This is a genomic window from Tabrizicola sp. (assembly GCF_030373185.1).
In the GTDB taxonomy this organism is placed as follows: domain Bacteria; phylum Pseudomonadota; class Alphaproteobacteria; order Rhodobacterales; family Rhodobacteraceae; genus Tabrizicola.
Window position 1 is genome coordinate 76921 of the sequence record NZ_JAUCZH010000006.1, and the last position, 25711, is coordinate 102631.

The window sequence follows — 25711 nt, forward strand, 5'->3', positions numbered from 1 at the left end:
TCAGATGACCGTTTCGATGGAAACACTCACCGCCTTCCGCGCCATGATCGGTGAGGTTCCGGTCAATGATGATCCGAAATACGTCCTCGCCAAATCGCGCGACTACTACTGGTATTCGCCGATCCTGAAGGAACAGCTTGATGCCATGTCCGGCCAGATCGTCGTGCAACCCCGCAGCGAGGCCGAGGTGATCTCCGTCGCCTCTGCCTGCGCCCGCCTGCGCATCCCCCTGACCCTGCGCGGCGGTGGCACCGGCAACTACGGCCAATGCGTCCCAATGGAAGGCGGCGTGGTGATGGAGATGACCAAGCTGGACCGCGTGCTGGAAATCACCCCCGGCCGCGTGGTCTGCGAAGCTGGCGCGCGGATCGAACGTGTTGAACAAGCCGTGGCCGAAACCGGGCAGATGCTGTCGATGTTTCCCTCCACCAAGCGGCTGGCAACGATGGCGGGGTTCGTGTCGGGCGGGTCCGGCGGGATCGGGTCGCTGAAGAACGGCATGCTGCGCGACGGCACGAACATCACCTACATCCGCCTTGTGACGGTTGAGGAGACACCCCGCGTGATCGAGCTTCACGGGCAGGATATCCTCAAGGTCCAGCACGCCTACGGCACCAACGGCATCATCACCGCGCTGGATTACGGCCTGACCCCTACGGTTGATTATCGGCAGGTCGTGGCACTGTTTGACGGCTATGACACCGCGCTGAAAGTGGCGGTCGAGGCCGAGGAGGCCGGCATCGAAAGCTTTCTCGTCACCATCTGTGAACGCCGTTTTTCCCGGTTTTACAAGAAGTTCGACGGCATCTCCCCCCCCGACAAGGACGCCATCTTTGCCATGGTCGCCCCCGGCAGCCTTGCGGCATTTCAGGCGCTGACCGAAGCCCACGGTGGCAAGGTGGTGCTGGTGAAGACCGACGCCGAGATGGACGCGGCTAACCTGCCCCCGGTCTGGGAATGTGGCTGGAACCACACCACGCTACAGGCGCTGAAGGTGGAACCCGGTGTCTGGACCTACCTGCAAGTCGCCTACGCGCCCCCCCTCGACCCGGCCTTCTGCCAGCGCCAGCTTGACCGCTATGGCGAGGAAATCTACTGGCACCACGAAACCGCCCGCATGGGCGGTCAGGTGCATTTCTTCGCCCTGCCGATCGTGCGCTGGACGTCAAGAGACCGGATGTATCAGATCATCGCCGAACTCGAGGCCGAGGGCTGTGCGATCTACGACCCCCACGCGATCACGATCGAGGATGGGGGGATGAAGGCGATCGACACCGCCCAGATCGACTTCAAGATGGAGGCTGACCCGCATGGGCTGATGAACCCCGGCAAGACGCGGGGCTGGACGGAAGAGATGGCGCGGTAGAGGGCTTCGTACGGAAGGCAACAGACTGTGGATTCGCGCCTGACCGACGGTGCATAGTACCTGCGCACCGCCGATGCAGTTTTGATTACAGGCAGAGGAAAAGGTATTCTGTCTGATAATTCGGAAGACCGCGTGTCGATGCGTATTCCGAGGTTTTTCCGACCTTGCCGCAAATGCGCTGTGCTTCTGCGACCGTTGCGGGTGTGGGCTTTCTACCTCCGAAGTCTTCGACAACTTTCACGCTGGATCCGTTGAAGTCCGAAACCATCGGCTCGACGCAGCCCAGCAGAAATATGGGCAGCAACACAATTGGCAGTTTCAATTTGGCTCTCTTCCATTCAGGTTACACAACTCTGAATTGTCGGCAACCACGTCGGTTGTTGGGCAGCTTTATGTCGCTGGAAAGAATATGGAATGAGGATTGCGGAATGACTGGGGACGCGCCCTGGCTTACCCCTGCAACGTCCGCACCCCATACCCCTCGCCCCGGGCCTTCATCGCCGCAACTGCGGCGATACTTGCCGCCGCCGTGGTGAAATACGGGATCTTGTCCATCAGGGCCACACGGCGGATGTCGCGGCTGTCGCTTACTGCTTGCGTCCCCTCGGTCGTGTTCATCACCAGCGCGATATCGTTGTTCTTCAGCCGATCGACGATGTTCGGGCGGCCCTCATAGACCTTTGCCACCGCTTCGGCCTGCACACTCTGCGCGGCAAGCCAGGCGGCGGTGCCTTTGGTGGCGACGATCACGAAGCCCATCGCCACAAGGTCACGGGCGGCGGCGGCCAGCGCCTCGGTCTTGTCCATGTCCTTGACCGACAGGAACACCCGGCCGGTTTCTGGCAGGATCGTGCCGGCTCCCATCTGCGCTTTCAGGAAGGCCAGCGCAAAGGTGCGGTCCCAGCCCATGACTTCGCCGGTGGAGCGCATTTCCGGGCCAAGCACCGGGTCGACGCCGGGGAAGCGGGCGAAGGGCAGCACCGCCTCCTTGACGCTGAACCATGGGGTGATCGGATCGGCAAGGGTATGGGGGTCAGCCAACGGCAGGTCGGTATCCGGGCCAACACCGGCGGGGTAGGGCGCGCGCATCGGGAAGTTGGACAGGGGTTCGCCGGCCATCAGGCGGGCGGCGATGCTGGCGATGGCAGAGTCCGTGGCCTTGGCGACGAAGGGAACGGTGCGGCTGGCGCGGGGGTTGACCTCCAGCACGAAGATCACCCCGTCCTTGATCGCGAATTGCACGTTCATCAGGCCCACGACGTTGAGGGCGACAGCCATCTGGACAGTCTGGCGTTTCAGTTCCTCGATGGTCCCGGGGGAAAGCGAATGGGGCGGCAGGCAACAAGCCGAATCGCCGGAGTGAACGCCGGCCTCTTCGATATGTTCCATGATTCCAGCGACATGCACGTTCTTTCCGTCGCTGAGTGCATCGACGTCAACCTCGATCGCACCAGAGAGGTAGCTGTCAAGCAGGACCGGACTGTCACCCGACACCTGCACGGCGGTGCGAATGTAGCGTTCAAGCTGGGCGTCGTCGCGGATGATCTCCATCGCGCGGCCGCCCAGGACGAAGGAGGGACGGATGACCAGCGGATAGCCGACATCTTCTGCGACCTTGAAAGCCTCATCCCGGCTGCGGGCGGTGCCGTTCACCGGCTGCTTCAGGCCAAGCTTGTGCAGAAGGCCCTGAAACCGCTCACGGTCTTCGGCAAGGTCGATTGCGTCGGGTGTGGTGCCAAGGATCGGGATGCCTTCGTCGTGGAGCGCGTTGGCGAGTTTCAGCGGCGTCTGGCCGCCAAACTGCACGATGACGCCGTGCAGCGTGCCGTTTTCCTGTTCCACCCGCAGGATTTCAAGGACGTGTTCCAAGGTCAGCGGTTCGAAGTAGAGGCGATCGGAAGTGTCATAGTCGGTGGAGACGGTCTCAGGGTTGCAGTTGACCATGATGGTCTCGAAGCCCGCCGCAGTCAGCGCATAACAGGCGTGACAGCAGCAATAGTCGAACTCGATCCCCTGGCCGATCCGGTTGGGGCCTCCGCCAAGGATGACGACCTTCTTCGCCGCAGAGGGGCGGGATTCACATTCCACGTCGCCCATCGCGGGCATCTCGTAGGTGGAATACATGTAGGGGGTCTGGGCCTCGAACTCTGCCGCGCAGGTGTCGATGCGCTTGAAAACGGCGGTGACTCCAAGACGCTGGCGGGCGCGGCGGACCTGGGCTTCGTCGCGTCCGGTGAGTTTGGCAAGGCGGGCGTCGGTAAAGCCCATGATCTTCAGCGCGCGAAGCTCATCAGCATTGACCGGCAGGCCATCCTTGCGAATGCGGGCCTCGGTGTCGATGATCTCGCGGATGCGGTCAAGAAACCACGGATCGAAGGCGGTGATCTGGTTGATCTCGTCGTTGGTCAGCCCGTGCCGCATGGCTTGGGCGATGACACGCAGGCGGTCTGGCGTAGCCTGGCTGAGGGCCTTGGAGACAGCCGCCTTGTCCGCCGCACCCGAACTTGCGACCCCGGGGATGGCAATCTCGTCAAACCCGGTGAGACCGGTTTCAAGGCTGGCGAGCGCCTTCTGTAGAGATTCGTGGATGGTGCGGCCAATGGCCATCGCCTCGCCCACCGATTTCATCGCGGTGGTCAGGTTCGGTTCCGACCCCGGGAATTTCTCGAAGGCGAACCGCGGGATCTTCGTTACCACATAGTCAATGGACGGCTCAAACGAAGCGGGCGTGACCTTGGTGATGTCGTTGTCCAACTCGTCCAGCGTATAGCCGACGGCCAGTTTCGCGGCGATTTTCGCAATCGGGAAACCGGTGGCCTTGGACGCCAACGCGGATGACCGCGACACGCGGGGGTTCATCTCGATCACCACCATGCGGCCATCTGCCGGGTTGATCGCCCATTGCACGTTGGAGCCGCCGGTTTCGACCCCGATCTCGCGCAGGACGGCGATGCTGCCGTTGCGCATGATCTGGTATTCCTTGTCGGTCAGGGTGAGCGCCGGGGCGACGGTAATGCTGTCGCCGGTATGCACTCCCATTGGGTCGACGTTTTCAATCGAGCAGACAATGATGGCGTTATCCGCTTTGTCGCGCACCACCTCCATCTCGTATTCCTTCCAGCCGAGGAGGGACTCGTCCACCAGCACCTGCGCCACGGGCGAAGCCTCAAGGCCGCTCTTGACGATGGCCTCATAGTCATCGCGATTGTAGGCAACGCCGCCCCCGGTGCCGCCAAGCGTGAAGGCCGGGCGGATGATGGCGGGCAGGCCGACATATTGAATGGCGGCAATCGCCTCGGCCACGCCGGCGGCGATGTCATACTTCCCCGAGGGCAGTTTCGGCGCGGCGATGATGGTGGCCTTGGGGTTTTCCAGACCGATCCGATCCATCGCTTCGCGGAACAACTTGCGATCTTCTGCCATTTCGATGGCTTCACGCTTGGCCCCGATCAGTTCAACCTTGAACTTATCCAACACACCAAGGTCAGCCAGCGCCAGCGCGGTGTTCAGGCCGGTCTGCCCGCCCATCGTGGGCAGGATCGCGTCAGGGCGTTCTTTTTCGATGATCTTGGCGACAACTTCGGGGGTGATCGGCTCGATGTAGGTTGCATCCGCAAGGCCTGGATCAGTCATGATCGTCGCTGGGTTGGAGTTCACCAGGATGACGCGGTAGCCTTCCTCACGCAAAGCCTTGCAGGCCTGGGCGCCGGAATAGTCAAACTCGCAGGCCTGACCGATGACGATAGGCCCCGCGCCGATGATCATGATCGAGTGGATATCTGTCCGCTTCGGCATGGTCGGTCCCCATCTATCGCGCAAAATTGTGCGGGTTATAGTCAGAAGCCGGGGGGGCGCAAGGGCCAAACCGCCGGGGTTTCGAGGCGCGAAAATCTGGCGCGGCGATCTGGCGCGAGTGCAGCGGGCGCGTGTCGCAAGCGGGCGATGGCAGGGCCGGAAATGCACTGGCGTGGTCGGCGGGATCGGCCTATCTGGGCCACAGGGGCAACGGGGGCTTGCGGTGATCCTTCTGGAACATGGTCCGGCCGGCGAACCGGCGCTGTTCGCCGCACCCCGCGCGGTGATTGCCGCGTGGCGGCCCGGCGACTTGCGCCCCGCCCTTGAAAGGGCCGAAGCAGCTCGGGGGAAGGGGGCCTGGATTGCCGGCTACATCGCCTATGAGGCGGGCTATGCGCTGGAACCGAAACTGGGGCATCTGATGCCGCGCAAACGGCCGGGGCCGCTTCTGGCGCTGGGCGTCTTTGACGGGCCGCTCCCCGCTGGGCCAATCCTTGCACAAGCGGCCAGAGAAGCGCGCGCGACCACGATGACCGCGCCCGAACCTCTGGTCGGTCGCAGGGCCTATGGCAACGCGGCAAGGAAGGTCTTCGACTGGATCGCAGCTGGTGACTGCTATCAGGTGAACCTGACCTTTCCAATGTCCGCGCGGCTGGCCAGCGGCACTGCTCTGGGCCTTTATGGGGCCTTTCGGCGGACCGGCGTTGTCGGGCATGGGGCCTTTGTCGATTTCGGCACCGGGCCGGTGGTGGTATCGCGCTCGCCCGAACTGTTCTTCCGGCTGGAAGCTGGCGGCAGGATCGTGGCCCGCCCGATGAAAGGCACCGCCCCGCGCGACCCGGACCCGGAGCGGGATGTGGCGATTGCGGCCGGGTTACAGGCATCGGTCAAGGACAGGGCGGAAAACCTGATGATCGTGGACCTGCTGCGCAATGACATCAGCCGAATCGCGAAGGTTGGCAGCGTGAAGGTGCCAGCCCTGTTCGCGATGGAGAAATATTCGACCGTCCACCAGATGACCTCAACCGTTGAAGGTGTGCTGGACCAAGCGCCAAGCCTGCCCGCCCTGATGGCAGCACTCTTTCCCTGCGGGTCCGTCACCGGCGCGCCGAAAATTCGCGCGATGGAAATCATCCGCGCGGTGGAACCGATGGCGCGCGGGGTCTATTGCGGCGCGGTGGGCTGGATGGCCCCCGACGGAACCGCAGATTTCAACGTGGCGATCCGCACGCTTTCAGTCACGGGCGCGGATATCGTGATGAACGTGGGCGGAGGCCTGACGCATGGTTCTACCGCCGCTGGGGAATGGGAGGAGGCGTTGTGGAAAGCGCGCTTCGTGAATGCGGCCGTGAGCCGGGCCTGAAGCTGATCGAGACTCTGCTCTGGGATGGCCGCGCCGCGCCGCGTTGGTCGCTGCATCTGGCGCGGCTGCGGCAAAGCGCGGCCCTTCTTGGCTGGACCTGCCCCAAAGTTGCCCCCCCGACCCCGGACCATCCGGCAAGATTGCGCCTGACACTGGACGGCGCTGGCGCGGTGGCTTGGGAGGTGGCGCCGCTGCCCCCGGTCAAGCCGGTGTGGCGCGTCGGGTTGGCCGAGGCGCGTCTGTCCTCCTGCGACCCGTGGCTGCGCGTCAAATCCACCCGGCGCGAGGCATATGACCGGGCGCGCGCCACGCTGCCGGAAGGCCTTGACGAGGTGGTCTTCCTCAACGAGCGCGGCGAGGTCTGCGATGGCAGCATCACCACCGTTTTCTTCGACCGGGGGCAGGGGATGCGGACGCCGCCCCTTGCCTCGGGTCTCTTGCCGGGGGTGTTGCGGGCCGAGATGGGTTGCCCCGAGGAGGTGCTGCTGGCCGAAGACCTGCCCAGAATGCGGCTATGGGTCGGCAATGCGCTGCGGGGGCTGATCCCGGCGGATTTCATCTGTCTTTGAAATATCCCCGCCGGAGGCTTCCCCTGCCGGCCGCGGAAGCCTCCGGCGGGGATATTTAGAGACAGATGAATGTGGGGCGGGCTTGACTTGGGGGCCGGGGCAAGGTGTATCGGCGCGATCATCTGAAAAGCCCTCGGAAGGGGAACTGAAATGCACGCCTACCGCAGCCATACTTGCGCAGACCTGAACACAGCCCATGTGGGCCAGGAGGTGCGGCTGTCGGGCTGGGTCCACCGGGTGCGCGACCATGGCGGCGTGCTGTTCATTGACCTGCGCGACCATTACGGGATCACGCAGGTGATTGCCGATGGCGACAGCGCCGCCTTTGCCGAGATCGAGAAGGTGCGCGCCGAATGGGTGGTGCGGATCGATGGCCGGGTGAAGGCGCGGGATGCAAGCCTTGTGAACCCCAAGCTCCCGACCGGCGCGATCGAGGTTTATGCCACCGGCCTGACGGTGCTGGGCGCGGCGGATGAATTGCCGATGCCCGTGTTCGGCGAGGTGGATTATCCCGAGGAAACCCGCCTGACCTACCGCTTCCTCGACCTGCGCCGCGAGAAATTGCACCGTAACATGATGCTGCGGTCAAACGTGGTGCGGTCGATGCGCCAGCGCATGTGGGATCAGGGTTTCACCGAGTTCCAGACGCCGATCATCACCGCCTCCAGCCCCGAAGGCGCGCGGGATTTTCTGGTGCCGTCGCGACTGCACCCCGGCAAGTTCTATGCCCTGCCGCAGGCGCCGCAGCAGTTCAAGCAGCTGATCATGGTGGCGGGGTTCGACCGCTATTTCCAGATTGCCCCCTGTTTCCGCGATGAAGACCCGCGTGCCGACCGGTCGCCCACAGACTTCTACCAGCTTGATATCGAAATGAGTTTCGTCGAGCAGGACAATGTCTTTGCTGCCGTCCAGCCGGTGGTGCAGGGGATTTTCGAGGAATTCGCGCCGGGCAAGAAGGTCTATTCCGACTGGACCCGCATCGCCTATCGTGATGCGCTGAAATGGTACGGCTCTGACAAGCCCGACCTGCGCAACCCGATCCGGATGCAGGACGTGTCTGATCATTTCCGGGGCAGTGGCTTCGCAATCTTCGCCAAACTGCTGGAGCAGGACGGCAACGAGGTCCGCGCCATTCCCGCGCCCAAAGGTCCGTCGGGCGAACCCGTGGGGCGCAAGTTCTGTGACCGGATGAATGCTTTTGCGCAACAGCAGGGGCTACCGGGGATGGGCTATATCTTCTGGCGCGAGGCCGAGGATGGGTCGGGCATGGAAGCCGCAGGCCCGTTGGCCAAGAACATCGGGCCGGAGCGGACCGAGGCGATCCGGGTGCAGCTTGGCCTTGAAAAGGGCGATGCAGCCTTCTTCCTTGGCGGCAAGCCCGAGACGTTCGAGGCCATCGCGGGGCGGGCGCGCAACGTGATCGGCGAGGAATTGGGGCTGACCGAGAAGGACTGCTTCAAGTTCGCCTGGATCGTCGATTTCCCGATGTACGAAAAAACCGACGACGGGAAGATCGACTTCAGCCACAACCCCTTCTCGATGCCGCAGGGGGGCCTTGAGGCGTTGAACGGTGACCCGCTCAACGTCTATGCCTACCAGTATGACCTGGCCTGCAACGGGTATGAGCTGATCTCGGGCGGCATCCGGAACCACAAGCCGGAGATCATGTACAAGGCCTTCGAATTGGCCGGCTATCCGAACTCCGAGGTCGACAAGCGCTTTGGCGGGATGGTGAAGGCGTTCAAGTATGGCGCGCCGCCCCACGGAGGCTGTGCGGCGGGGATCGACCGGATCGTGATGCTTCTGGCAGATGAGCCGAACATCCGCGAGGTCATCATGTTCCCGATGAACCAGCGCGCCGAGGACATGCTGATGAATGCGCCGTCCGATCCCACGAACGAACAACTGCGCGAATTGCGGTTGCGCGTCGTGCCGAAGGACGCCTGATGTATCACGCCTCGGTCCCCGTCTTTCGCCACTACCTCGGACGCGTGTCCGGGATGGTGGAGAAGGCGGGGCCGGAGGCCTTGACCGCGCAGCTGGCCGATACTTTTCCGGCGGGCCAGCAGTTTGCCACGGCGGCGGGTTTTGCCTTGCGCATCACCTGCCCGCTTGCGGGCCGCGAGGTGCCGGACCTGCCCCAGGCGCTTGGCCCCCGGCTTGCCGTGGCCCGGGCGATGCTGGGGGCAATGGCCCCAGCAGATTTCGACGGGGCGGAAAGCCGGATCATCCGCCACCGCGCGGGCTTTGCCGAACTGGAGCAGACCGGGATGGATTTCCTGTTCCTTTACGGCCTGCCGAACTTTTTCTTCCATCTGACAATGGGTTACGCCGCTCTTCGTGCGGCTGGGGTAGTTCTTGGCAAGGCGGATTTTGACGGTTTCCACAGCTATCCCGAAGACTTCCATTTCTGACGGGCTTGCGGGCGGCACCCAAGGCAGCCTAGCTTCACCGCATTGGGCAAGAGGGAAAGGCCGATGACCGACGCCAGACTTGGAGACCCGGTTCCCGACTGGACGCCCCCGCCGCGCCCCGATCAGAAGGCCATGATGGGCCGGCATGTCCGGCTGGAGCCGCTGGAGGCCGAGGCCCATGCCTTTGACCTGCATGCAGCCTTTCAGGGCCATGACGCGCTTTGGGACTACATGCCCTATGGCCCCTTCGCCTCGGCTTCGGCCTATCACCGCTGGGCGCGCGAACGGGAGACGGGCCAAGACCCGCGCTTTTTCGTGCTGCGGGACATGGCCAGCGGCAAGTGCGGCGGGATAGCCAGCTATCTGCGGATCGCGCCCGACGCGGGGTCGATCGAGGTGGGGCATATCTGCATCTCGCCCGCCATGCAGCGCGGGATTGCCGCGTCCGAGGCGATGTTCCTGATGATGCGCTGGGCCTTCGATGCCGGATACCGGCGCTATGAATGGAAGTGCAACGCGCTCAATCTGCCGTCGCGCCGGGCGGCACAGCGGCTGGGGTTCAGCTTTGAGGGCATCTTCCGCAATCATCTGGTGGTCAAGGGCCGCAATCGCGACTCGGCGTGGTTTTCGGTGATCGACCGTGAATGGCCGGCCCTGCAAGAGGCCTATGCCGTCTGGCTGTCGCCGGGGAACTTTGATCCTGCGGGGCGGCAACGCGAACGGCTTTCCGATCTGACGCGGCTGGTGCGTGCCGTGGATGACCCCATGCTGCGAGAGGCCATCGCGTGACGGAGCAGAAATTGCCCGTGGTCATTGCCGGCCGCTGCCGCTAGCCTGAAGCACCGGTGCAACCGGCCGGAACCGGAAGACAGGGCGATGGAAAGAAAGAACATTCTTCTGGTCAGCTTCGACGATGCCGTCGCGCCCTGGCCCTACAAGACCGTCTTCAACGAACCGTTGCAGACGCCCAACATTGACCGGCTTTGCGCGGTCTCGACCGCCTTTCACGCGGCCTATGCCCAAGCCCCGATCTGCGGGCCGTCGCGCGCCAGCATGATGACGACGATGATGCCGAACGAGCTGGGCATCGTGGACAACAGTACCTTCGTCTTCGAAAGGGTCACGCCCGAGGCGGTGTGGAGCCACCACCTGAAAGAGGCGGGCTATTTCTGTTCGTCCGGCGGTAAGGTGCATCACCGCTACAAGCCCCTGCCCCGCGCGCCCCATGCGGCGCTTTACTCGGACGGGCGCAAGCTCTTTTCGGATGACATGGGCTTGCCGGAAGAGTTGCGCCGGCGCGCACGGGCCTATGGCGGCTTCCGCAAGGGCCTTGGCACACCGGACGGGCCGGATGATGCCCAATACTATGATCATCAGGTGGCGGACTCGGCCATAGCCTTTCTGGAAAGCTACTCCGGTCCCCAGCCCTTTTATCGCGAGGTCGGTTTTTTCAGCCCGCATGTGCCGCACATCACCCCGGCGCGCTTCAAGGAGATGTATGACGCGCAGAACCTGCGAAAGCCGCCCGACTGGACCGGCTATCTCACCGACAATGCCTTTTCGACCGTCCACCATCCCGAGCGCACTGAACTCAGGTCCGAGGATTTCTGGCAAAAGACGGTGCGGAACTACTTTTCCGCCTACAGCCACGGCGATCATCACCTTGGCAGGGTGCTTGATGTGCTGGCGGCCTCGCCTCATGCGGGCAATACCGTGATCATCCTGGTTGCGGACCACGGCTTCCACCTTGGCAACCGCAATCTCTATCGCAAGACGACGATGTGGGAACAGTCGTTGCGGGTGCCTTTCGTGATCTTCGACCCCGCCGATCCGGTGGGCCGCGTGGTCGCCGATCCGGTGGCGCTGGTTGATCTTGGGCCGACCGTGCTTGATTTCGCGGGGCTCGCCGGCTCCGAACGCCGGCACGGCCGGTCGCTCCGGCCGATGATGACGGGGCTACGCGACCCGGAGCGGGAGGTTGCGTCCTATTACGGCAAGAATGTCTCGATGCGGCGCGGGCGCTACCGGATCATCCGCTATGCGGACGACAGCTGGCAATTGTTCGACGTCGAGGAGGACTTCTGGCAACTGCGCGATCTTGGCACCGCGCATCCGGCCTTTGCCGGGCTTCGCGACCGGCTGGCCGCGGTTGCTGCTGGGGATGGCTTTGACATCACCGCGCCGGAAAATCTGGTGCCGCTGACAGCGGCGGATGGCGATGATCCGGAAGACTGATCCGCACCCGGAGGCTGGCGCGGGCGGCTGCGGCTGCCTGCCGGCAACGCCGGGTGCCAAGGGCCAGGGGGCCGTTTCCCTGCCACACGCTGCGGCCTCGGAAACGCTCCGGTCCGAGGTCATGGCCGGGATGCGCCAGATCCCGGGCGGGTTTCTGGAAATGGGGGCGGCAAGGTCGCGATATGCCGTCGATCTTGACAGTCCGCGCCGCAGGGTCCGGCTGGACCGGTTCGAGCTGTCCGAGACAACCGTCACCAATCGTCTTTTTGCGCGTTTTGTGACGGAGAGCGGCTACAAGACAACGGCCGAGCGGGAAGGCTGGTCCTTCGTCTTTGCAGTATTTTTGGCCGACCCTGCGGCACATCCCAGACATGCGCCCCATACGCCGTGGTGGCGGCAGGTGTTTGGTGCGGACTGGGCGCATCCCGAAGGATCCGGCAGCACCATCGAGGGGCGAATGGATCACCCGGTTGTGCATGTATCATGGCATGACGCCGCCGCTTTCGCCCGGTTCACCGGCACCCGACTGCCCGGCGAAGCGGAATGGGAACATGCCGCCCGAGGCGGGCTGAAGGGGATGAAATTTCCGTGGGGCAACGCGCTGGTGCCGGGGGGCGAACACCGCCACAACGTCTGGCAGGGGGATTTCCCGCATCGGAACACGGCCGAGGATGGCCATGCCGGTGCCGCCCCCGCGCGCAGCTTTCCGCCCAACGGATATGGGCTGTTCAACATGACCGGCAATGTCTGGGAATGGGTGGCAGACTGGTTCGGCCCCTTGCCTGCGCCAAGGCTGCCGCCCCTTGCCAACCCTACCGGCCCGGAAACCGGTGACCGGAAGGTCATGCGGGGCGGGTCGCACCTGTGCCATGCGTCTTACTGTGAGCGATACTTCGTTCACTCGCGCACCCAGAACACGCCCGACAGCAGCACCGGTCACATCGGCTTTCGGGTGGCGATGGATGCACCGGCCCTTGATGGAAAGCCCTCCGCAGGCTTTCCCGAGGCATCGCACGTCAGCCGGTAAGGCCCCTTGCGCCACACAGGACAGACACTCACCGTCCCGGTTGTTTTTTTCGGCCTTGCCGGTCGCCATCTGACGGGTGAATCCAGCGGGCCGGTCACGCCATCTCACCCAATGCGGCAAGGCGGTCGGCCAGCATCAGGCCAAGCGCTTGCCGCCCGGTCCCGGTCATTGCCTGCAAGGCGGTCCGTTCCAGCCCCTGATCCCCTGCCGCGCGGGCAAGGCTGCGTACGAAGCCCGCTGCATAGGCAATGTCGGCCCCGCGCGCGGCCACAAGTGCCGCCGCGCGCAGAAGATCATCCCGCAAGGCCAGCGGGTCGGCGGCAGGCACTGTTTCGGGCAGGGGTTCCGCCGTCTGCGTTCCCAAAAGCCCAAGAATCAATTGGTGAAAGTCGGCAATGCTGCCAAGTGGCTTGTCGATGAACCCCGCCGCACCCGCCGCAAAGGCCGGGGCGCGGCCATCGGGATCACCGCTTATGGCCAGAACCGGCAGGCCCCTTGCGGCCACCTCGGCAATCAGCGTCTCACCCCGGCCATCGGGCAGACCAAGGTCAACGATCACCACATCCGGCCGATAGCAGGCCAGATGCGCCCGGGCCGAAGTGATGGTTTCCGCCCGGCGTAACCGCCCGCCCGCGCGCTGGCAGATCAGACGCAGCGCATCACAGGTAAAGCGACTGTCTTCGACCACAAGCAGGGTGATCCCGCGAAAGGGCAGAACGTCTGGCGTCGATTGGCCCGCTGTCACCAGCGGAGAGTTGGGGGGAAAGGGCATCGTCATCTCCCTGATTGCCTGCGGTCAGCCTGCACCACGCTAGGTAAACAGGCGGTAAACCCGGCTGCCAAACCCGGCTGCGACCGCCTGACGCTTGCGCCGCCCGCGCCGCGCGCCCATAAACCTGCCAGCACAGCCAGCAGGGAGCCCAACCGATGATCGGCCGTTTGAACCATGTCGCCATCGCCGTGCCAGACCTTGAGGCCGCCGCCGCGCAATACCGGGGCGCCCTTGGTGCCAAGGTCGGCGCACCGCAGCCCGAACCGGACCATGGCGTCACGGTGATCTTCATCGAACTGCCCAATACCAAGATCGAACTCTTGCATCCCTTGGGCGAAAACTCCCCCATCCTTGGCTTTCTGGAAAAGAACCCTTCGGGCGGCATCCACCACATCTGCTATGAGGTCGATGACATCCTTGCCGCGCGCGACCATCTGAAAGCCACCGGCGCACGGGTTCTGGGGTCGGGTGAGCCGAAGATCGGCGCGCATGGCAAGCCGGTCCTGTTCCTGCACCCCAAGGACTTCAACGGCTGTCTGGTGGAGCTTGAACAGGCATGACAATCACCGCAGCCTTCGTGATGTATGCCGTGACCTGGTTCATGACCTTCTTCGTCGTGCTTCAGGTCCGCACCCGGTCACAATCCGACACCGGCCATGTGGAGCCCGGCACCCCGCCCGGCGCCCCGGCCGATGAGATCGTGGGCAGGAAAGCCAAGCTGACCACCCTGATCGCAACGCCGATCTGGGCAGTGATCTGCGGCGTGATCCTGTCAGGCTGGATCACGCTGCGGGATCTGGACTGGTTCGGCAGGATGGGGCCATAAGGCGAAATCGCGGGTCGGACCACGGAACTGATCGCCCGGTTTTCAGCGGCCAGAGGCGGCAAGCCGGTGGAACAGGTGGGTGAAGGTCGCCACCCCCAGCACCGGGACAACAAGGTTGATGATCGGCAGCGACAATGGCGCCGCCATCAGCGTCCCCGCCAGCCAAAGCCTCCAGCGGTTGCGGCTGCGCATTGCCTTCACCTCGGGCAAAGGCAGGCGGCGCAGGGCGACCAGGGTGAAATATTCACGCCCCAGCAGGAACCCGTTCACCGACCAGAACACCAGTGGCGTCGCCGGTCCGACCATTGGATACAGAAACAGCGCCACCACATTCACCACCACCACCACCCCGATGAAATTGACCGACTGGCGCAGCGCCTCGACCATCGGCAGGGCGCGGGCCGGGGGCAGGTGGGGGTAGTGCCGCGTCTCGACCGCCTCGGCCACGTCTTCAAGGAAGAAGCCGGTAAAGGCGGACGCCACGGGAACCATCAGGAATACCGACAGCCCCAGCATGAGGAAAAGCGAGGCCCAGCCCAGCAGCGTTTCCAGCCCCGTGACCACGCCGACAAACGGCACGTCTACGCTGTCGGGCGTGATCCACCAGACCGCTTGCAGAAACAGCGCATAAACCGCAACCAAAAGCGCCAGCGCCAATAGAACGCCAACCCCTACCACGCGGCGAAAGCGGCGGTCGCCCAGTTGCGCCAGCGCCCGCAGGAAGGCGGTGAAGATCATGCGTCAAGCCATGTGGTCAGGCGCAGATGGTCGGGGCGCGGGCGGTCGGGGGCATCGGCGGGCGGGGTGGCGATATGGACAATGCCCGCCACCGTCTCACCGGGGCCGCAGCCAAAGGCCTGAGCGGCGAATTCTGGGTCATGCGCGGGCCAGCCGGTCAGCCAGCAGGCACCCCAGCCCGCCGCCTCGGCCGCGTTCACGATGCCAAGGCACAGCGCACCCGCGGACAGGCGCTGTTCGACCTCTGGCACTTTGGGCGCGGGTTTCGGAGACGAGATCACCACGACGGCCAGCTTGCCCGCATCATATTGCCCGCGTCCCTTGGCCACCTTTTCGGCGTCACCCCCCAGCGCATGCGCCCGCGCCTCGGCCAGATCGGCCAGCCGGGCAAAGGCATCGCCTTGCGCCACGACCAGCCGCCACGGTTCCAGCTTGCCATGATCCGGCACGCGCAGGGCTGCGGTCAGGATCTCGGCCAACTGGTCGCGGTCCGGCACCGGATGAGTGAACAGCTTTGCCGGGCGGGATCGGCGGGACAAAAGGAAATCAAGCGCGGCTTGGTTGCGGGCGGGCATCGGTCACTCCGGCATGTTGCGCCGCTACCCTAGCCGGGCGGCTGTCGGGTTTCCAGCGCCCGGCGTCACAGCCCAAGCCTGCCCGCCGCATCGTCAATCCAGCCAGCGACAAACGCATCAAACCGCGCATCCGGCTGACGTTTCGCCAGCGTATCGGCCAAGGGATCCGGGGCGCTGACTGGCGCGGCAGAAAGCTGTTCCAGCACGGCATGGCCGCAAAACGGCACATAAACTTCGGAATAGCCGCCCTCATGCACCAAAACCAGCCGCCCGTCGCAAAGCCGGTCGGCAGCATCCATCACCCGGGCGGTCAGCGCCCGGAATGTTTCCGCGGTTGCCAGCATCCGGCCCAGCGGGTCCACCGCTGCGGCATCAAAGCCGCAGGCGACGATGATCACCTCGGGGCGGAACCGCTCCAACGCGGGCAGCACAACGCGGTCCATTGCGTAAAGATAGCCCGCATGGCCGGTGCCGGGCGGCAGGGGCAGGTTGAGGTTCGCAGCAAGACCCGCGCCGCCACCCATGGCGTCAAGCCCGCCGGTGTCCATCGGGTAGTTGCGGTCCTGATGCAGGCTGATGGTCAGAACCTCGGGGTCTTCCCAGAATACCGCCTCGGTCCCGTTGCCGTGGTGGACGTCCCAGTCGATCACGGCCACCCGGCGCACAAGCCCCTCGGCCTGAGCCGCACGAACTGCCACGCCGATGTTGTTCAAAAGACAAAAGCCGTTCGGGAAATCCGGCAGGCAATGGTGGCCGGGTGGGCGCGACAGGGCGTAGGCGTTCTGCACGTCGCCCGTCAGCACCGCCCGCAGCGCCGCTGTGGCGAGTCCTGCGGACAGGGCCGCAATTTCATAGCCACCCCGGCCAAAAGGGGTGCGCAGGCCCAATTCACCGCCCCCGGCATCCGACATGGCCTTGAAACTGGCCAGGTAGCTTTCGGGGTGGACGCGGGCAAGTTCCGCGTCGGTCGCAGCTTCGGCCCCGCGCATCGCAAGGTGGCGCGACAGGCCCGTCACTTCGATCAGATTGCGCAGCCGCCGCTTGGTTTCCGGGTTTTCCGGCAGACCGGCTGGCATCGGTTGCACAAGCCCGCCGACCGGCAGGGTGAAGGCATAATTGCCGCCGCCATGCCAAAAGCAGCGTTCGTCGGAATAAAAGGCGGTTGTCATGAATGCGCTCTCCCCTTGCGGGCAGATTAGGCAGCTTCGGTGCGAATGGCCAGAAGGGGAGAGGGGCCGCCCGATCAGTCCGGGTTGCGTTCCAGCCGATAGCTGCCTTCGGGCAGGTTAAGCGCCGCCGCCAGATCACGCAACTGGCCCAGGGACAGGGTGATCCGCAGCACTTCTTCGCTGCGGGGGTCGACCTGATCTATCGTCACGCAATCTTCGAAAGCGGTGATCACCACGTCTTCGACCAAGGGCAGATCCTCCCCCTCGTCGACAAGGGTGATCACGGTGGCGTCGAATTCGTGCTCGATGGTGAACATGTGGAAATCCTAGCTGCCATGACACCGGATGGCAACGGCAAGGCAATCTTGATCAAAGCCATGACACCTGCGTGAACCACCCTTTCCCCGGCCCCGGGATTTGCTACCCTTGACGCCCCGGGTCCGAGGATTCCCATGCGCTTTGCCCTGTTGGCCGCCCTGATCCTGTCGCTTGGCGGTTGCGTGGCCCCGATTTCGGCCCCTCCGGCCCCAGCGCCCCCCGCCCCGTCATCGGTGGCCCAGACGGCCCGGGCTGCCGCCCTGACCTTTCTTCAGGTCGTCGCCACCGTGGAACCGGTGGCTGAACAGACGTGCCGCACCCGTGGAATCGCGAGGAACTGCGATTTCCGGATCGTGGTCGATGACCGCCCCGGTCAGCCGCCGAACGCCTTCCAGACGATTGACGGTCAAGGCCGACCGGTGGTCGGCTTTACCCTTGCGCTGATTCGCGACGCCCGCAACGCGGATGAACTGGCCTTCGTGCTTGGCCACGAGGCAGCGCACCACATCGCGGGCCATATCCCCCGGCGGCAGGATCAGGCGATGACCGGTGCCGTTCTGGCCGGAGTGATCGCCGAGGCCAACGGGCTGTCCCCCGACCAGATCCGCGCCGCCCAGAACCTTGGCGCCCAGGTCGCGGCGCGCAGCTACTCGCGTGAGTTCGAACTGGAAGCCGATGCCCTGGGGGCCGAGATCGCGCTGATCGCGGGGTATGATCCGATCCTTGGCGCGGGTTTCTTTGACCGCCTGCCCGACCCCGGCGACCGCTTCCTTGGCAGCCACCCGCCAAACGCGCAGCGCAAGGCGCAGGTGGCCGCGACAGTGCGACGGCTGCAGGGCGGTTGATCTGCGTCAAGGCAAGGATATTCGCCAAGGCTCAACATGGGCTGATGATAGCCAAGAGGGTCTGGCAATGATCGGATATCCAGAAGCACCAAAAGCCTGGTGGCTGACCCGTGGCATGGCGCGGATCAGCGGGGTCAACCTGCCACGCGCCGTGGTCGAGGGCTGGCTTCAGCGCGAAGAGTTGGAAGACCTCATCATTCGTTGCGCCGCCTGTCGGCGCAAGGCGGATTGCGAGGCATGGCTGATGCGGTCAGGTCCGGCGCGGACAATGCCGGAGTTCTGCCCGAACAAGGTGGGTATCGAAGCGCTGGTCGCTTGAGTTTTTCCCTGCGCGGTGTCCCGGTTCCTTCCCCCTGGCATCGCGTCTGACTAGGGCGCCTGACCATTTCCCCGGTCGGGCGCCTTTTTTCCAGATATTTCCGTCCAGTCAGGGGCTGCGCAACTGCCCGGGCTGTGCGAAACTTTCCGCATGATCATCCTTGAAGACCTGCTGCGCGATCGGGGTTCCCGCTATGCCGCCGCCACCGGGCCAGTGCGGACCCGTGCGGAGATCGACGAATTTCTCAAGACCCTCCGCACCCGGCGCAAGTTTGCCAAGGCGACGCATCATAGCTGGGCGGCGGTTCTGTCCGACGGCGGCCCGCTGAAGGGCGATGACGGCGAGGCTGGCGCCGGGGCCGTGATCCTGAAGATGCTGGAGCGTGAGGGCCTGACCGACCACATCGTCGTGGTGACCCGCTGGTATGGCGGCGTGCATCTGGGCGGTGACCGTTTTGCCCATGTCGTGACCTGCACCCGTGCGGCGCTGGCGGCATTGCGCAGAGGGGCGCCAGCGCAATCCTGATCTTGCCCCCGAGTCTTGGCTCCGACGAGTCTTGGCTCCGAAAGACCAGATCTGAATGACTGAATGGATTATTTTCGGGCAGCGGGAATTGTGGTAGCCTAATTCTTAGGCGAACCAGCCTGCAACTACCGGGGGACACTGAAATGAATCTATCACGGAATTTCCTGACTACCGGTGCGGCCTACCTGATCGTCGGGATCAGCTTTGGTGCCTACATGGGGGCAAGCGGCGACCACACGCTTGCGCCTGTTCATGCTCACATCAACCTTCTGGGTTTCACGCTCATGACGCTTTTCGGCATCGGCTACCGTCTGATCCCGGGTCTGGATGAGGGGCTCCTTCCACGCTTGCACTTCTGGCTGCATCAGGTTGGCGCATTCCTTCTGCTTGTGGGCCTTTGGTTGATGATGGCCGGAAAAGTCGCGCCCGAAACCATCGGCCCGGTCTTCCCGATCCTTGAGGCCGCAATTCTGCTTGGTGCAGTCCTTTGGCTGGTGAATCTGGCTCGGCGGGCCTGATTTCCGGGCGAAAAGGGCAACGGGTCAAGGTTTGGCCCACTGTCAGGCAAGGGGGGCGACAGCCCCCCTTCAGCCATATGCGGCGCCTTACCCTTGATGGGGCATGAACTCAGGGACGATGCATGCGCCGCAAATGCGCGCGGTAAAGCAAAGGCGCCAGAATTCGGGCATAGACCCATTCGCTCAGCGGTCGCAAGATCGGCAGGCCGGTCAGGCTGGCAAGCCAACGCCAGCGCGGCATCGCCAACCAAAGCGCACGAAACGCCGCCAGCCCCGAAAGCACGCGCCCATCCTGCCAGACATGCAGTTGCCGCGCCGCCTGATCGTTGGTCAGGCCCCATTCGGCTGCACTGTCCAGCGTGTCAAACCGGATCGGCAAGCCATCCGCCAGCGCGCGCCGCCGGTAGGCGTCGATTTCGAACCGGCAGACCGGGCAGGTTTCATTGTAAAGAACGCGGGTTTCTTCGGCCATTTGCCGAACATAGTGCGCCGGACGGACCAGATCAGGGGGCAGGCTGCCGCAGGGTTGGACGGACCAAGTTGTCAGGCCAACCGGCCCCAGAGATCATATTCCCCCGCCTCGTCCACCGTAACCTTGACGATATCCCCCGGCGCCAGCCCGTCAAAGCCTTCGTCGATGAACAGGTTGCCGTCGATTTCCGGCGCATCGGCCTTGGTGCGGCAGGTGGCGCCTTCATCGTCAACCTCATCGACGATCACCTCCAGCACTTTTCCAACCTTTGCGGCCAGTTTTGCTTCGGAAATCGCTTGGGCCTTTTCCATAAAGCGATCAAAGCGGTCCTGCTTGACCTCGGGCGCCACATGGTCTGGCAGCACGTTCGACCGCGCCCCGGCGACGTTTTCGTATTGGAAGCAGCCGACCCGATCCAGCTGAGCCTCGTCCAGCCAGTCAAGCAGGGTCTGAAACTCCGCCTCGGTCTCGCCGGGGTAGCCGACAATGAAGGTCGACCGCAGCGTCAGATCCGGGGCAATCGCGCGCCATGCGGCGATTTCGTCCAGCGTCCTGGCCGCCGCCGCCGGGCGGGCCATACGTCGCAGAACATCCGGGTGGGCGTGCTGGAACGGGATGTCGAGATAGGGCAGCACCAACCCCTCGGCCATCAGCGGGATCAACTGACGGACATGCGGGTAGGGGTAGACGTAATGCAGCCGCACCCAGGCCCCCAGCTTGCCCATCTCGCGCGCAAGGTCGGTGAGATGGGCGCGCACCTCGCCGCCCTTCCAGGGGGAAAGGTCGTGCTTGCGGTCCACCCCATAGGCCGAGGTATCCTGGCTGATCACCAGCAGTTCCTTCACCCCGGCCTCGACCAGCTTTTCCGCCTCACGCAACACGGCATGGGCGGGGCGGCTGACCAGCTTGCCGCGCATGTCAGGGATGATGCAGAACTTGCAGGCGTGGTTGCAGCCTTCGGAAATCTTCAGATAGCTGTAGTGGCGCGGGGTCAGGGAAACGCCCGTCGCGGGCAGAAGGTCGATGAACGGGTCGGGCGCGGGCGGCACCGCAGCGTGGACCGCGTCCAGCACGGCCTCATACTGATGCGGTCCGGTCACGGCCAGCACCTTTGGATGCGCGCCGGTGATGTATTCGGGTTCCGCCCCAAGGCAGCCGGTCACGATCACCCGACCGTTTTCGACCAGCGCCTCGCCGATCGCCTCAAGGCTTTCGGCCTTGGCGCTGTCCAGAAAACCGCAGGTGTTCACGATCACCGCATCGGCGCCCTTGTAGTCTGGGCTGATTGCATAGCCTTCGGCCCGCAGCCGGGTCAGGATGCGTTCGCTGTCGACCAAGGCCTTCGGGCAGCCAAGCGACACCATGCCGATGGTCGGCTGGAACGACCCGTCGGATTTGGCCCGACGCGTGTCAGGGACAAGGGCGCGGGCAAGGTCGGGGCGAAGGATCGGCGGATTTTCTGACATTCCCGCCCTATACAGGGCCTCCGGGTTGCTGGGAAGACCCAGCCCCTCTCGGCCATTTGATGCCGGAGGGGGCGGGCTTGCTTGGCAAGCAGGGGGCCGGGGCATAGACTCGGTCGAACGCCATGATTTGCCGGAGGATTGCATGCGCTGGATCATCCGTTTCGGGGTCGGGTTGGCAGTGGTTGTTCTGCTGGGCCTTGGTTTGCTGGCGATGGTGCCGGCGGACCGTGTGGCCGCAGCCGTGTCGGAAAAGTTCGAAAGCATGACCGGGCGCGCCCTTGCGCTTCAGGGAGATGTGCGGCCGCGTCTTTGGCCCAGCCTTGGGGTGACAACCGGGCCGGTCAGCATTGCCAACGCCGATTGGGCCACCAGCGAAGCGCCGCTGTTCAGGGCCGAAAGCCTGACCGTCGACATCAACCTTGGCGCGCTTCTGGGGGGGGAGGTCAAGATCCTTGGCCTGACCGCAGACCAGCCGCAGATCGACCTTGAACGCGCGGGAGACGGGCGGGAAAACTGGATCTTGCTGCCCGATGAGACGGGATCGGTTACGACGGGGTCGGTGCCTGCCGCCGCCAGTGCCTTTACGCTGGACGCGGGCCAGATCACCAATGGCAGCATCCGCTTCAATGACCGCCAATCCGACCGGGTCATCGCGCTGGAGGCGGTGGATGCACGCCTGTCGATCCCCGATTACTCTGGCATGTTCACCCTTGCCGCTACAGGCCGCAGCGGTGGCAGCCTGGTGACGCTTGATCTGACCGGCGGTGTCTACTCTGCTTTCGCCGCCGGACGGGTGGTGCCGCTGACCGCCAACCTGACCACCGGGGGAAGCAAGCTTGCCTTTGACGGTCGCGGCGGCTTTGCGCCATTGGTCGCCGAAGGCACGCTTGCGGCGGACCTGTCCGATCTGCCCGCGCTCGGCGCGCTCTTGGGCGCTGGGCTGGACCAGCCGGCGGCCGGGTTCGGCAAGGACAGCTTGGCGCTGTCAGGGCAGGTGACGCTTGACGGCGACGGTGCCGCCATCTTGCGCGGCGTGGTGATCGAGGCTGATGGCAACCGGCTGACCGGTGATCTGAACCTGCGCCCCGGGGATGCGCGTCCCAAGATCCTTGGGCAATTGACGGCGGGGCCGATCCGGGTTGGCACCGGCCCGCAGGGCGATATGGGCGGCGGCGCGGCTGGCGGCATGCAGGCCGATGGCTGGCCCGACGGGATGATCGACGTTTCAGCCCTTGGGTCCGTTGATGCCGAGATCGAACTGGCCGCGCCCTCGCTTGATCTTGGCGTCCTGAAACTGGGCGAGACGCGCGCCCTGTTCACGCTGGACCGCGCCCGTGCAGTTACGCAAATTCGCCAGATGGCGGGCTATGGCGGCCAGATCGGCGGCGAGTTTGTCGTAAATGGTCGGGGTGGGCTGTCGGTTGGCGGCAAGCTGAGCTTTACCGGCATCGACATGCAATCGCTCTTGGCAGACCTTGCGGGCTATGACCGTCTGGTCTCGACCGGCAATCTGGAACTTCAATTCCTTGGCGTCGGCAATTCGGTCGCGGCGATCATGCAGGGATTGCGGGGTGAAGGGGCGCTGGAACTTGGGCAGGGTGAACTCCGCGGGCTCGATATCGCCGGAATGCTGCGTACCCTTGATCCCGGCTTTGTGGGCGAGGGGCAGAAGACCATCTTTGACGGTCTTGCCGGAACCTTCACCATCGCGGACGGTACCCTGTCAAACCGCGATCTGAAGCTGGTTGCCCCCTATCTGACAGCCTCGGGTGAGGGTGAGGTCGGTCTTGGCAACCGCACCCTCGACTACCGCCTGCGCCCGACCGCGCTGTCGGCCGAGGATGGCACCGGGGGGGTCATGGTGCCGCTGCTGATCACCGGGCCATGGGCCGAACCGCGTTTCCGGCTTGATCTGGAAGGCATCGCCCGCGAAAAGATGGAACTGGAAGCGAAGGCCGTGGAAGAACGCGCCCGCGAGGCGGCAAAGGCCGCCGAAGCCGCAGCCAAGGCCGAACTTGAAGCCCGGCTGCGCGATGAGCTTGGGGTGGTTGCCGGCGAAGACGAAACCCTTGGCGATGCTGCCCGGCGCGGGGCCGAACAGGTGCTGGAGGAGGAGGCGCGGAAGCTCCTCGAAGACATTCTGGGCGGGGATTGACCCGCCCACGGGTCAGCGCAGGGCCGACAACAGGTTGGCGTGGTCGTCCGTCCAAAGCGATATCCGCGGTTCGGGCAAAGGCTGCCAGCGCGGATCGGTGGCAAGGTCGCCAAGGGCAGCGCTCGACGATGCAAGCACGACCACCGTTGACGGAATGTCGCCGACGGCCTCTGTCACCGCGTCGCCCGCGCGCTCCTGAACCCGGCCCACAAGGCCAAGCGCCTTGGCCGCTGCGGCCAGAGGTTGCGACAGGTCGTAGTAGCGGTTCGAGATGTGGAAGACCAAAAGCCCGTCCGCATTCAGGCGGGCGATGTAAAGCTGGATGGCTTCGACCGTGGCGAGATGCACCGGAATCGCGTCCGAACTGTAGGCGTCGATGACAAGGATATCATAGGACAGGTCGGTCTGGCCCTGGAGCACGATCCGTGCATCGCCAAGATGCAGGCTGGCCGCCTTGCCGCAGTCCGACATGAAGGTGAACAGGTCAGGATCCTGCGCGATGTCCACGACCTTCTGGTCGATCTCGTAGAAATGCCAATCCTGTCCCGGGCGCGCATAGCAGGCCAGCGCGCCGATCCCCAGCCCGACGATCCCCACCGATTGCGCACGGCTGCCGGGGGTGCCGTTAACGATCTGCGCCATCGGCCCGTTCGGATGATAGTAAAGCAGCGGCGTCGGCCGTTCGCCCGCCTCGTTGCGGAACTGCGCGCCGTGCAAGGTTGTACCGTTGGAGTAGGCCCGGAAATCGGAGCGGTCCACCACCAGATGCGCCCCGAAAAAGCTGCGGTCCTGCAACAGAAGATCGCCACGCTCTGTTGTGGACCAAAGGCCCAGCACCGCCACGACGGCAGTAACGGCTGCCAGCCGCAGACGGCCAAGAAAGACGATGAATGCTGTAAGAAGCCCGACTGTCAGCCCGACCTTGATCGTCGCGGAGTCGAATGCAAGGTCGGGAACCGGCAGCAGCATCGGCAAGACCGCCACGAAGGCCATCACCAGCCCAAGCGCGATGTGGCGCGGCACATTCCGAGCTGACGGCGTCAGCAGCAGAAGTGCAATCACGGCAACGGTCAGTGGAAGCTCGGTCAGCCGGTCAAAGGCAAGCGGGGCGATGATCGAATTGAAAACCCCCCCGATCGCCCCGCCGACCGACATGGTCAGGTAGAACACGGTCAGGTGGCGGGCATCGGGCCGGGCATCGAACAGCAGCCTGTGGGCCAGAAGGCTGATCACCAGAAACGCCAGAAGCAGCGCGGCAAATCCGGCAAGCGAGGCGGACGGCTTCAGGCAATAGAAGATCAAGACCGCCAATGCTGCCGGTGCGATCGCCCGCAACCGGCCAGCCGTCAAAGGCGAGCGGGCCGAAAAGACCAGCACGAATGTCAACAGATACAGGGCCAGAGGCACCACCCAGACCAGCGGGAACGACCCAAGATCGGTGCTGATCTTGGACGTCACACTTAGCATCAGAGAGGACGGCAGAAACGCCAGCAACGCCCACCAGCCAAGGGTGATCGGACGCAAGGTCTGCACCGCCACGCCCGGCGCACCGGACACCTGCGCCTGGGGTGCTGTCGCTTCGACTGCTCCCCCCCGCGCGGCCAGCCCCGACAGCAACAGCATCGGTCCCAGCACGACAAACCCCACCGACCAGCCGATCGAGATGGCCGCGACCCCGAACAAGGGCTCGGCGATCAAGGGAAAGGCCAAGAGCGCGATCAGTGACCCAAGGTTGCTTGCGGCATAAAGGAAATAGGGATCGTTGGCGCTGGGGCCGCCACTTGTCCGATACCATGACTGGATCAGCGGCGCGTTGGCCGACAGCACCGCAAAGGGCAGGCCGACCCCCAGCGCGTAAAGCCACAGGGTCTGGGTCACGACCGGCGCGCTCGCGTCATAGCGCCAGGTGTCCGGCACCGCCAGCGGCAGCGCCGTCAGCGCAAGCAGCAACAGTCCGATATGAACCGAAATCTGCATCCCGACAGAAAGGCGCCGGGTGAGCAGATGGGCATAAAGATAGCCGCCAATCAACACGGTCTGGAAAAACAGCATCGCGGTGGTCCAGACCGCCGCGGCCCCGCCGATCTGTGGCAGGATCATTCGGGTGTAAAGCGGCTGCACAAAGAACAGGAGCAGAGCGCTGGTAAAGATCGTGACCGTGAACAGGACCGCAATCAGCACCCGTCCGCGCGCCACACCCATGCTTTCCATTGAAACTGACACTCCACCCGCTCCGTGTTGCTT

At 64.3% G+C, this 25711-nt stretch carries 24 protein-coding genes; 15 read left to right on the forward strand and 9 right to left on the reverse strand.

Annotation, left to right across the window (positions count from 1 at the left end):
• Positions 1 to 4: 4 nt before the first annotated feature.
• Positions 5 to 1366, forward strand: coding sequence for an FAD-binding oxidoreductase (locus tag QUV21_RS12720; RefSeq protein ID WP_300855409.1), 1362 nt, complete (start codon positions 5 to 7; stop codon positions 1364 to 1366).
• Positions 1367 to 1816: 450 nt separating this feature from the next.
• Here QUV21_RS12720 and carB read toward each other — a convergent pair whose 3' ends face one another.
• The gene (gene carB, locus QUV21_RS12725; RefSeq protein ID WP_300855411.1) at positions 1817 to 5161 is read right to left on the reverse strand and encodes a carbamoyl-phosphate synthase large subunit; all 3345 of its coding nucleotides are present in this window, start codon (positions 5159 to 5161) and stop codon (positions 1817 to 1819) included.
• Between the two features lie 223 nt (positions 5162 to 5384).
• Between carB and QUV21_RS12730 the strand changes: the two genes are divergently transcribed.
• The 7 genes from QUV21_RS12730 to QUV21_RS12760 all read left to right on the forward strand — a co-directional run bounded on the left by QUV21_RS12730 (position 5385) and on the right by QUV21_RS12760 (position 12769).
• Complete coding sequence (locus tag QUV21_RS12730; RefSeq protein WP_300855413.1) at positions 5385 to 6524, forward strand: aminodeoxychorismate synthase component I; 1140 nt, start codon at positions 5385 to 5387, stop codon at positions 6522 to 6524.
• A complete protein-coding gene (locus QUV21_RS12735) occupies positions 6467 to 7093 on the forward strand; it encodes an aminotransferase class IV family protein (RefSeq protein WP_300855415.1) in 627 nt (208 codons plus the stop codon). The genes QUV21_RS12730 and QUV21_RS12735 overlap by 58 nt, the downstream gene beginning before the upstream one ends.
• Positions 7094 to 7243: 150 nt before the next feature.
• On the forward strand, positions 7244 to 9040 hold the full coding sequence (gene aspS / locus QUV21_RS12740; RefSeq protein WP_300855417.1) for an aspartate--tRNA ligase: 1797 nt from the start codon (positions 7244 to 7246) through the stop codon (positions 9038 to 9040).
• Positions 9040 to 9507 carry a DUF1993 family protein gene (locus tag QUV21_RS12745; RefSeq protein WP_300855419.1) on the forward strand — a complete coding sequence of 156 codons (468 nt, stop codon included), beginning with the start codon at positions 9040 to 9042 and terminating at the stop codon, positions 9505 to 9507. Before aspS ends, QUV21_RS12745 begins: the two co-directional genes overlap by 1 nt.
• Positions 9508 to 9570: 63 nt before the next feature.
• Positions 9571 to 10296 (forward strand): GNAT family protein, encoded by a 726-nt coding sequence (locus QUV21_RS12750; RefSeq protein WP_300855421.1) that lies wholly within the window; start codon positions 9571 to 9573, stop codon positions 10294 to 10296.
• 87 nt (positions 10297 to 10383) lie between these two features.
• Positions 10384 to 11742, forward strand: a complete 1359-nt coding sequence (locus QUV21_RS12755) for a sulfatase-like hydrolase/transferase (protein ID WP_300855423.1) — start codon at positions 10384 to 10386, stop codon at positions 11740 to 11742.
• Positions 11726 to 12769: a formylglycine-generating enzyme family protein gene (locus QUV21_RS12760; protein WP_300855425.1), complete on the forward strand. Its 1044-nt coding sequence runs from the start codon at positions 11726 to 11728 to the stop codon at positions 12767 to 12769. Before QUV21_RS12755 ends, QUV21_RS12760 begins: the two co-directional genes overlap by 17 nt.
• Before the next feature lie 94 nt (positions 12770 to 12863).
• On the opposite strand, the gene QUV21_RS12765 is transcribed toward QUV21_RS12760, so the two are convergent.
• Positions 12864 to 13541, reverse strand: a complete 678-nt coding sequence (locus tag QUV21_RS12765; protein WP_300855427.1) for a response regulator — start codon at positions 13539 to 13541, stop codon at positions 12864 to 12866.
• Positions 13542 to 13696: 155 nt separating this feature from the next.
• On the opposite strand from QUV21_RS12765, the gene mce reads away from it, so the two are divergent.
• Together mce and QUV21_RS12775 are read left to right on the forward strand one after the other, a co-directional pair.
• On the forward strand, positions 13697 to 14101 hold the full coding sequence (gene mce / locus QUV21_RS12770) for a methylmalonyl-CoA epimerase (protein WP_300855429.1): 405 nt from the start codon (positions 13697 to 13699) through the stop codon (positions 14099 to 14101).
• A complete protein-coding gene (locus QUV21_RS12775; protein WP_300855431.1) occupies positions 14098 to 14367 on the forward strand; it encodes a DUF1467 family protein in 270 nt (89 codons plus the stop codon). The genes mce and QUV21_RS12775 overlap by 4 nt, the downstream gene beginning before the upstream one ends.
• Positions 14368 to 14409: 42 nt before the next feature.
• Here the strand turns inward: QUV21_RS12775 and QUV21_RS12780 are convergent, their stop codons facing one another.
• The 4 genes from QUV21_RS12780 to QUV21_RS12795 form a co-directional block, all read right to left on the reverse strand.
• Positions 14410 to 15102: an EI24 domain-containing protein gene (locus tag QUV21_RS12780; protein ID WP_300855632.1), complete on the reverse strand. Its 693-nt coding sequence runs from the start codon at positions 15100 to 15102 to the stop codon at positions 14410 to 14412.
• Positions 15102 to 15680, reverse strand: coding sequence for a nitroreductase (locus QUV21_RS12785; protein WP_300855433.1), 579 nt, complete (start codon positions 15678 to 15680; stop codon positions 15102 to 15104). The genes QUV21_RS12780 and QUV21_RS12785 overlap by 1 nt, the downstream gene beginning before the upstream one ends.
• Before the next feature lie 65 nt (positions 15681 to 15745).
• Positions 15746 to 16849: a class II histone deacetylase gene (locus QUV21_RS12790; protein ID WP_300855435.1), complete on the reverse strand. Its 1104-nt coding sequence runs from the start codon at positions 16847 to 16849 to the stop codon at positions 15746 to 15748.
• Between the two features lie 74 nt (positions 16850 to 16923).
• Positions 16924 to 17166, reverse strand: coding sequence for a hypothetical protein (locus QUV21_RS12795; RefSeq protein ID WP_300855437.1), 243 nt, complete (start codon positions 17164 to 17166; stop codon positions 16924 to 16926).
• Positions 17167 to 17301: 135 nt separating this feature from the next.
• Here QUV21_RS12795 and QUV21_RS12800 point away from each other — a divergent pair, with 135 nt between their 5' ends.
• The 4 genes from QUV21_RS12800 (at position 17302) to QUV21_RS12815 (ending at position 19374) form a co-directional block, all read left to right on the forward strand.
• The gene (locus QUV21_RS12800) at positions 17302 to 18012 is read left to right on the forward strand and encodes a M48 family metallopeptidase (RefSeq protein WP_300855439.1); all 711 of its coding nucleotides are present in this window, start codon (positions 17302 to 17304) and stop codon (positions 18010 to 18012) included.
• Between the two features lie 67 nt (positions 18013 to 18079).
• Positions 18080 to 18331: a DUF6455 family protein gene (locus QUV21_RS12805; protein WP_300855441.1), complete on the forward strand. Its 252-nt coding sequence runs from the start codon at positions 18080 to 18082 to the stop codon at positions 18329 to 18331.
• Positions 18332 to 18481: 150 nt separating this feature from the next.
• Entirely contained in the window at positions 18482 to 18856 is a 375-nt protein-coding gene (locus QUV21_RS12810) for a YigZ family protein (RefSeq protein WP_300855443.1), read from the forward strand.
• 143 nt (positions 18857 to 18999) lie between these two features.
• Positions 19000 to 19374, forward strand: coding sequence for a hypothetical protein (locus tag QUV21_RS12815; RefSeq protein ID WP_300855445.1), 375 nt, complete (start codon positions 19000 to 19002; stop codon positions 19372 to 19374).
• Positions 19375 to 19483: 109 nt separating this feature from the next.
• Here the strand turns inward: QUV21_RS12815 and QUV21_RS12820 are convergent, their stop codons facing one another.
• Together QUV21_RS12820 and rimO are read right to left on the reverse strand one after the other, a co-directional pair.
• Complete coding sequence (locus tag QUV21_RS12820; RefSeq protein WP_300855447.1) at positions 19484 to 19846, reverse strand: thiol-disulfide oxidoreductase DCC family protein; 363 nt, start codon at positions 19844 to 19846, stop codon at positions 19484 to 19486.
• 71 nt (positions 19847 to 19917) lie between these two features.
• A complete protein-coding gene (rimO, locus tag QUV21_RS12825) occupies positions 19918 to 21312 on the reverse strand; it encodes a 30S ribosomal protein S12 methylthiotransferase RimO (protein WP_300855449.1) in 1395 nt (464 codons plus the stop codon).
• 142 nt (positions 21313 to 21454) lie between these two features.
• Here rimO and QUV21_RS12830 point away from each other — a divergent pair, with 142 nt between their 5' ends.
• On the forward strand, positions 21455 to 23467 hold the full coding sequence (locus tag QUV21_RS12830; protein ID WP_300855451.1) for an AsmA family protein: 2013 nt from the start codon (positions 21455 to 21457) through the stop codon (positions 23465 to 23467).
• Between the two features lie 12 nt (positions 23468 to 23479).
• On the opposite strand, the gene QUV21_RS12835 is transcribed toward QUV21_RS12830, so the two are convergent.
• The gene (locus QUV21_RS12835; RefSeq protein ID WP_300855453.1) at positions 23480 to 25690 is read right to left on the reverse strand and encodes a spermidine synthase; all 2211 of its coding nucleotides are present in this window, start codon (positions 25688 to 25690) and stop codon (positions 23480 to 23482) included.
• Between the last annotated feature and the right edge of the window lie 21 nt (positions 25691 to 25711).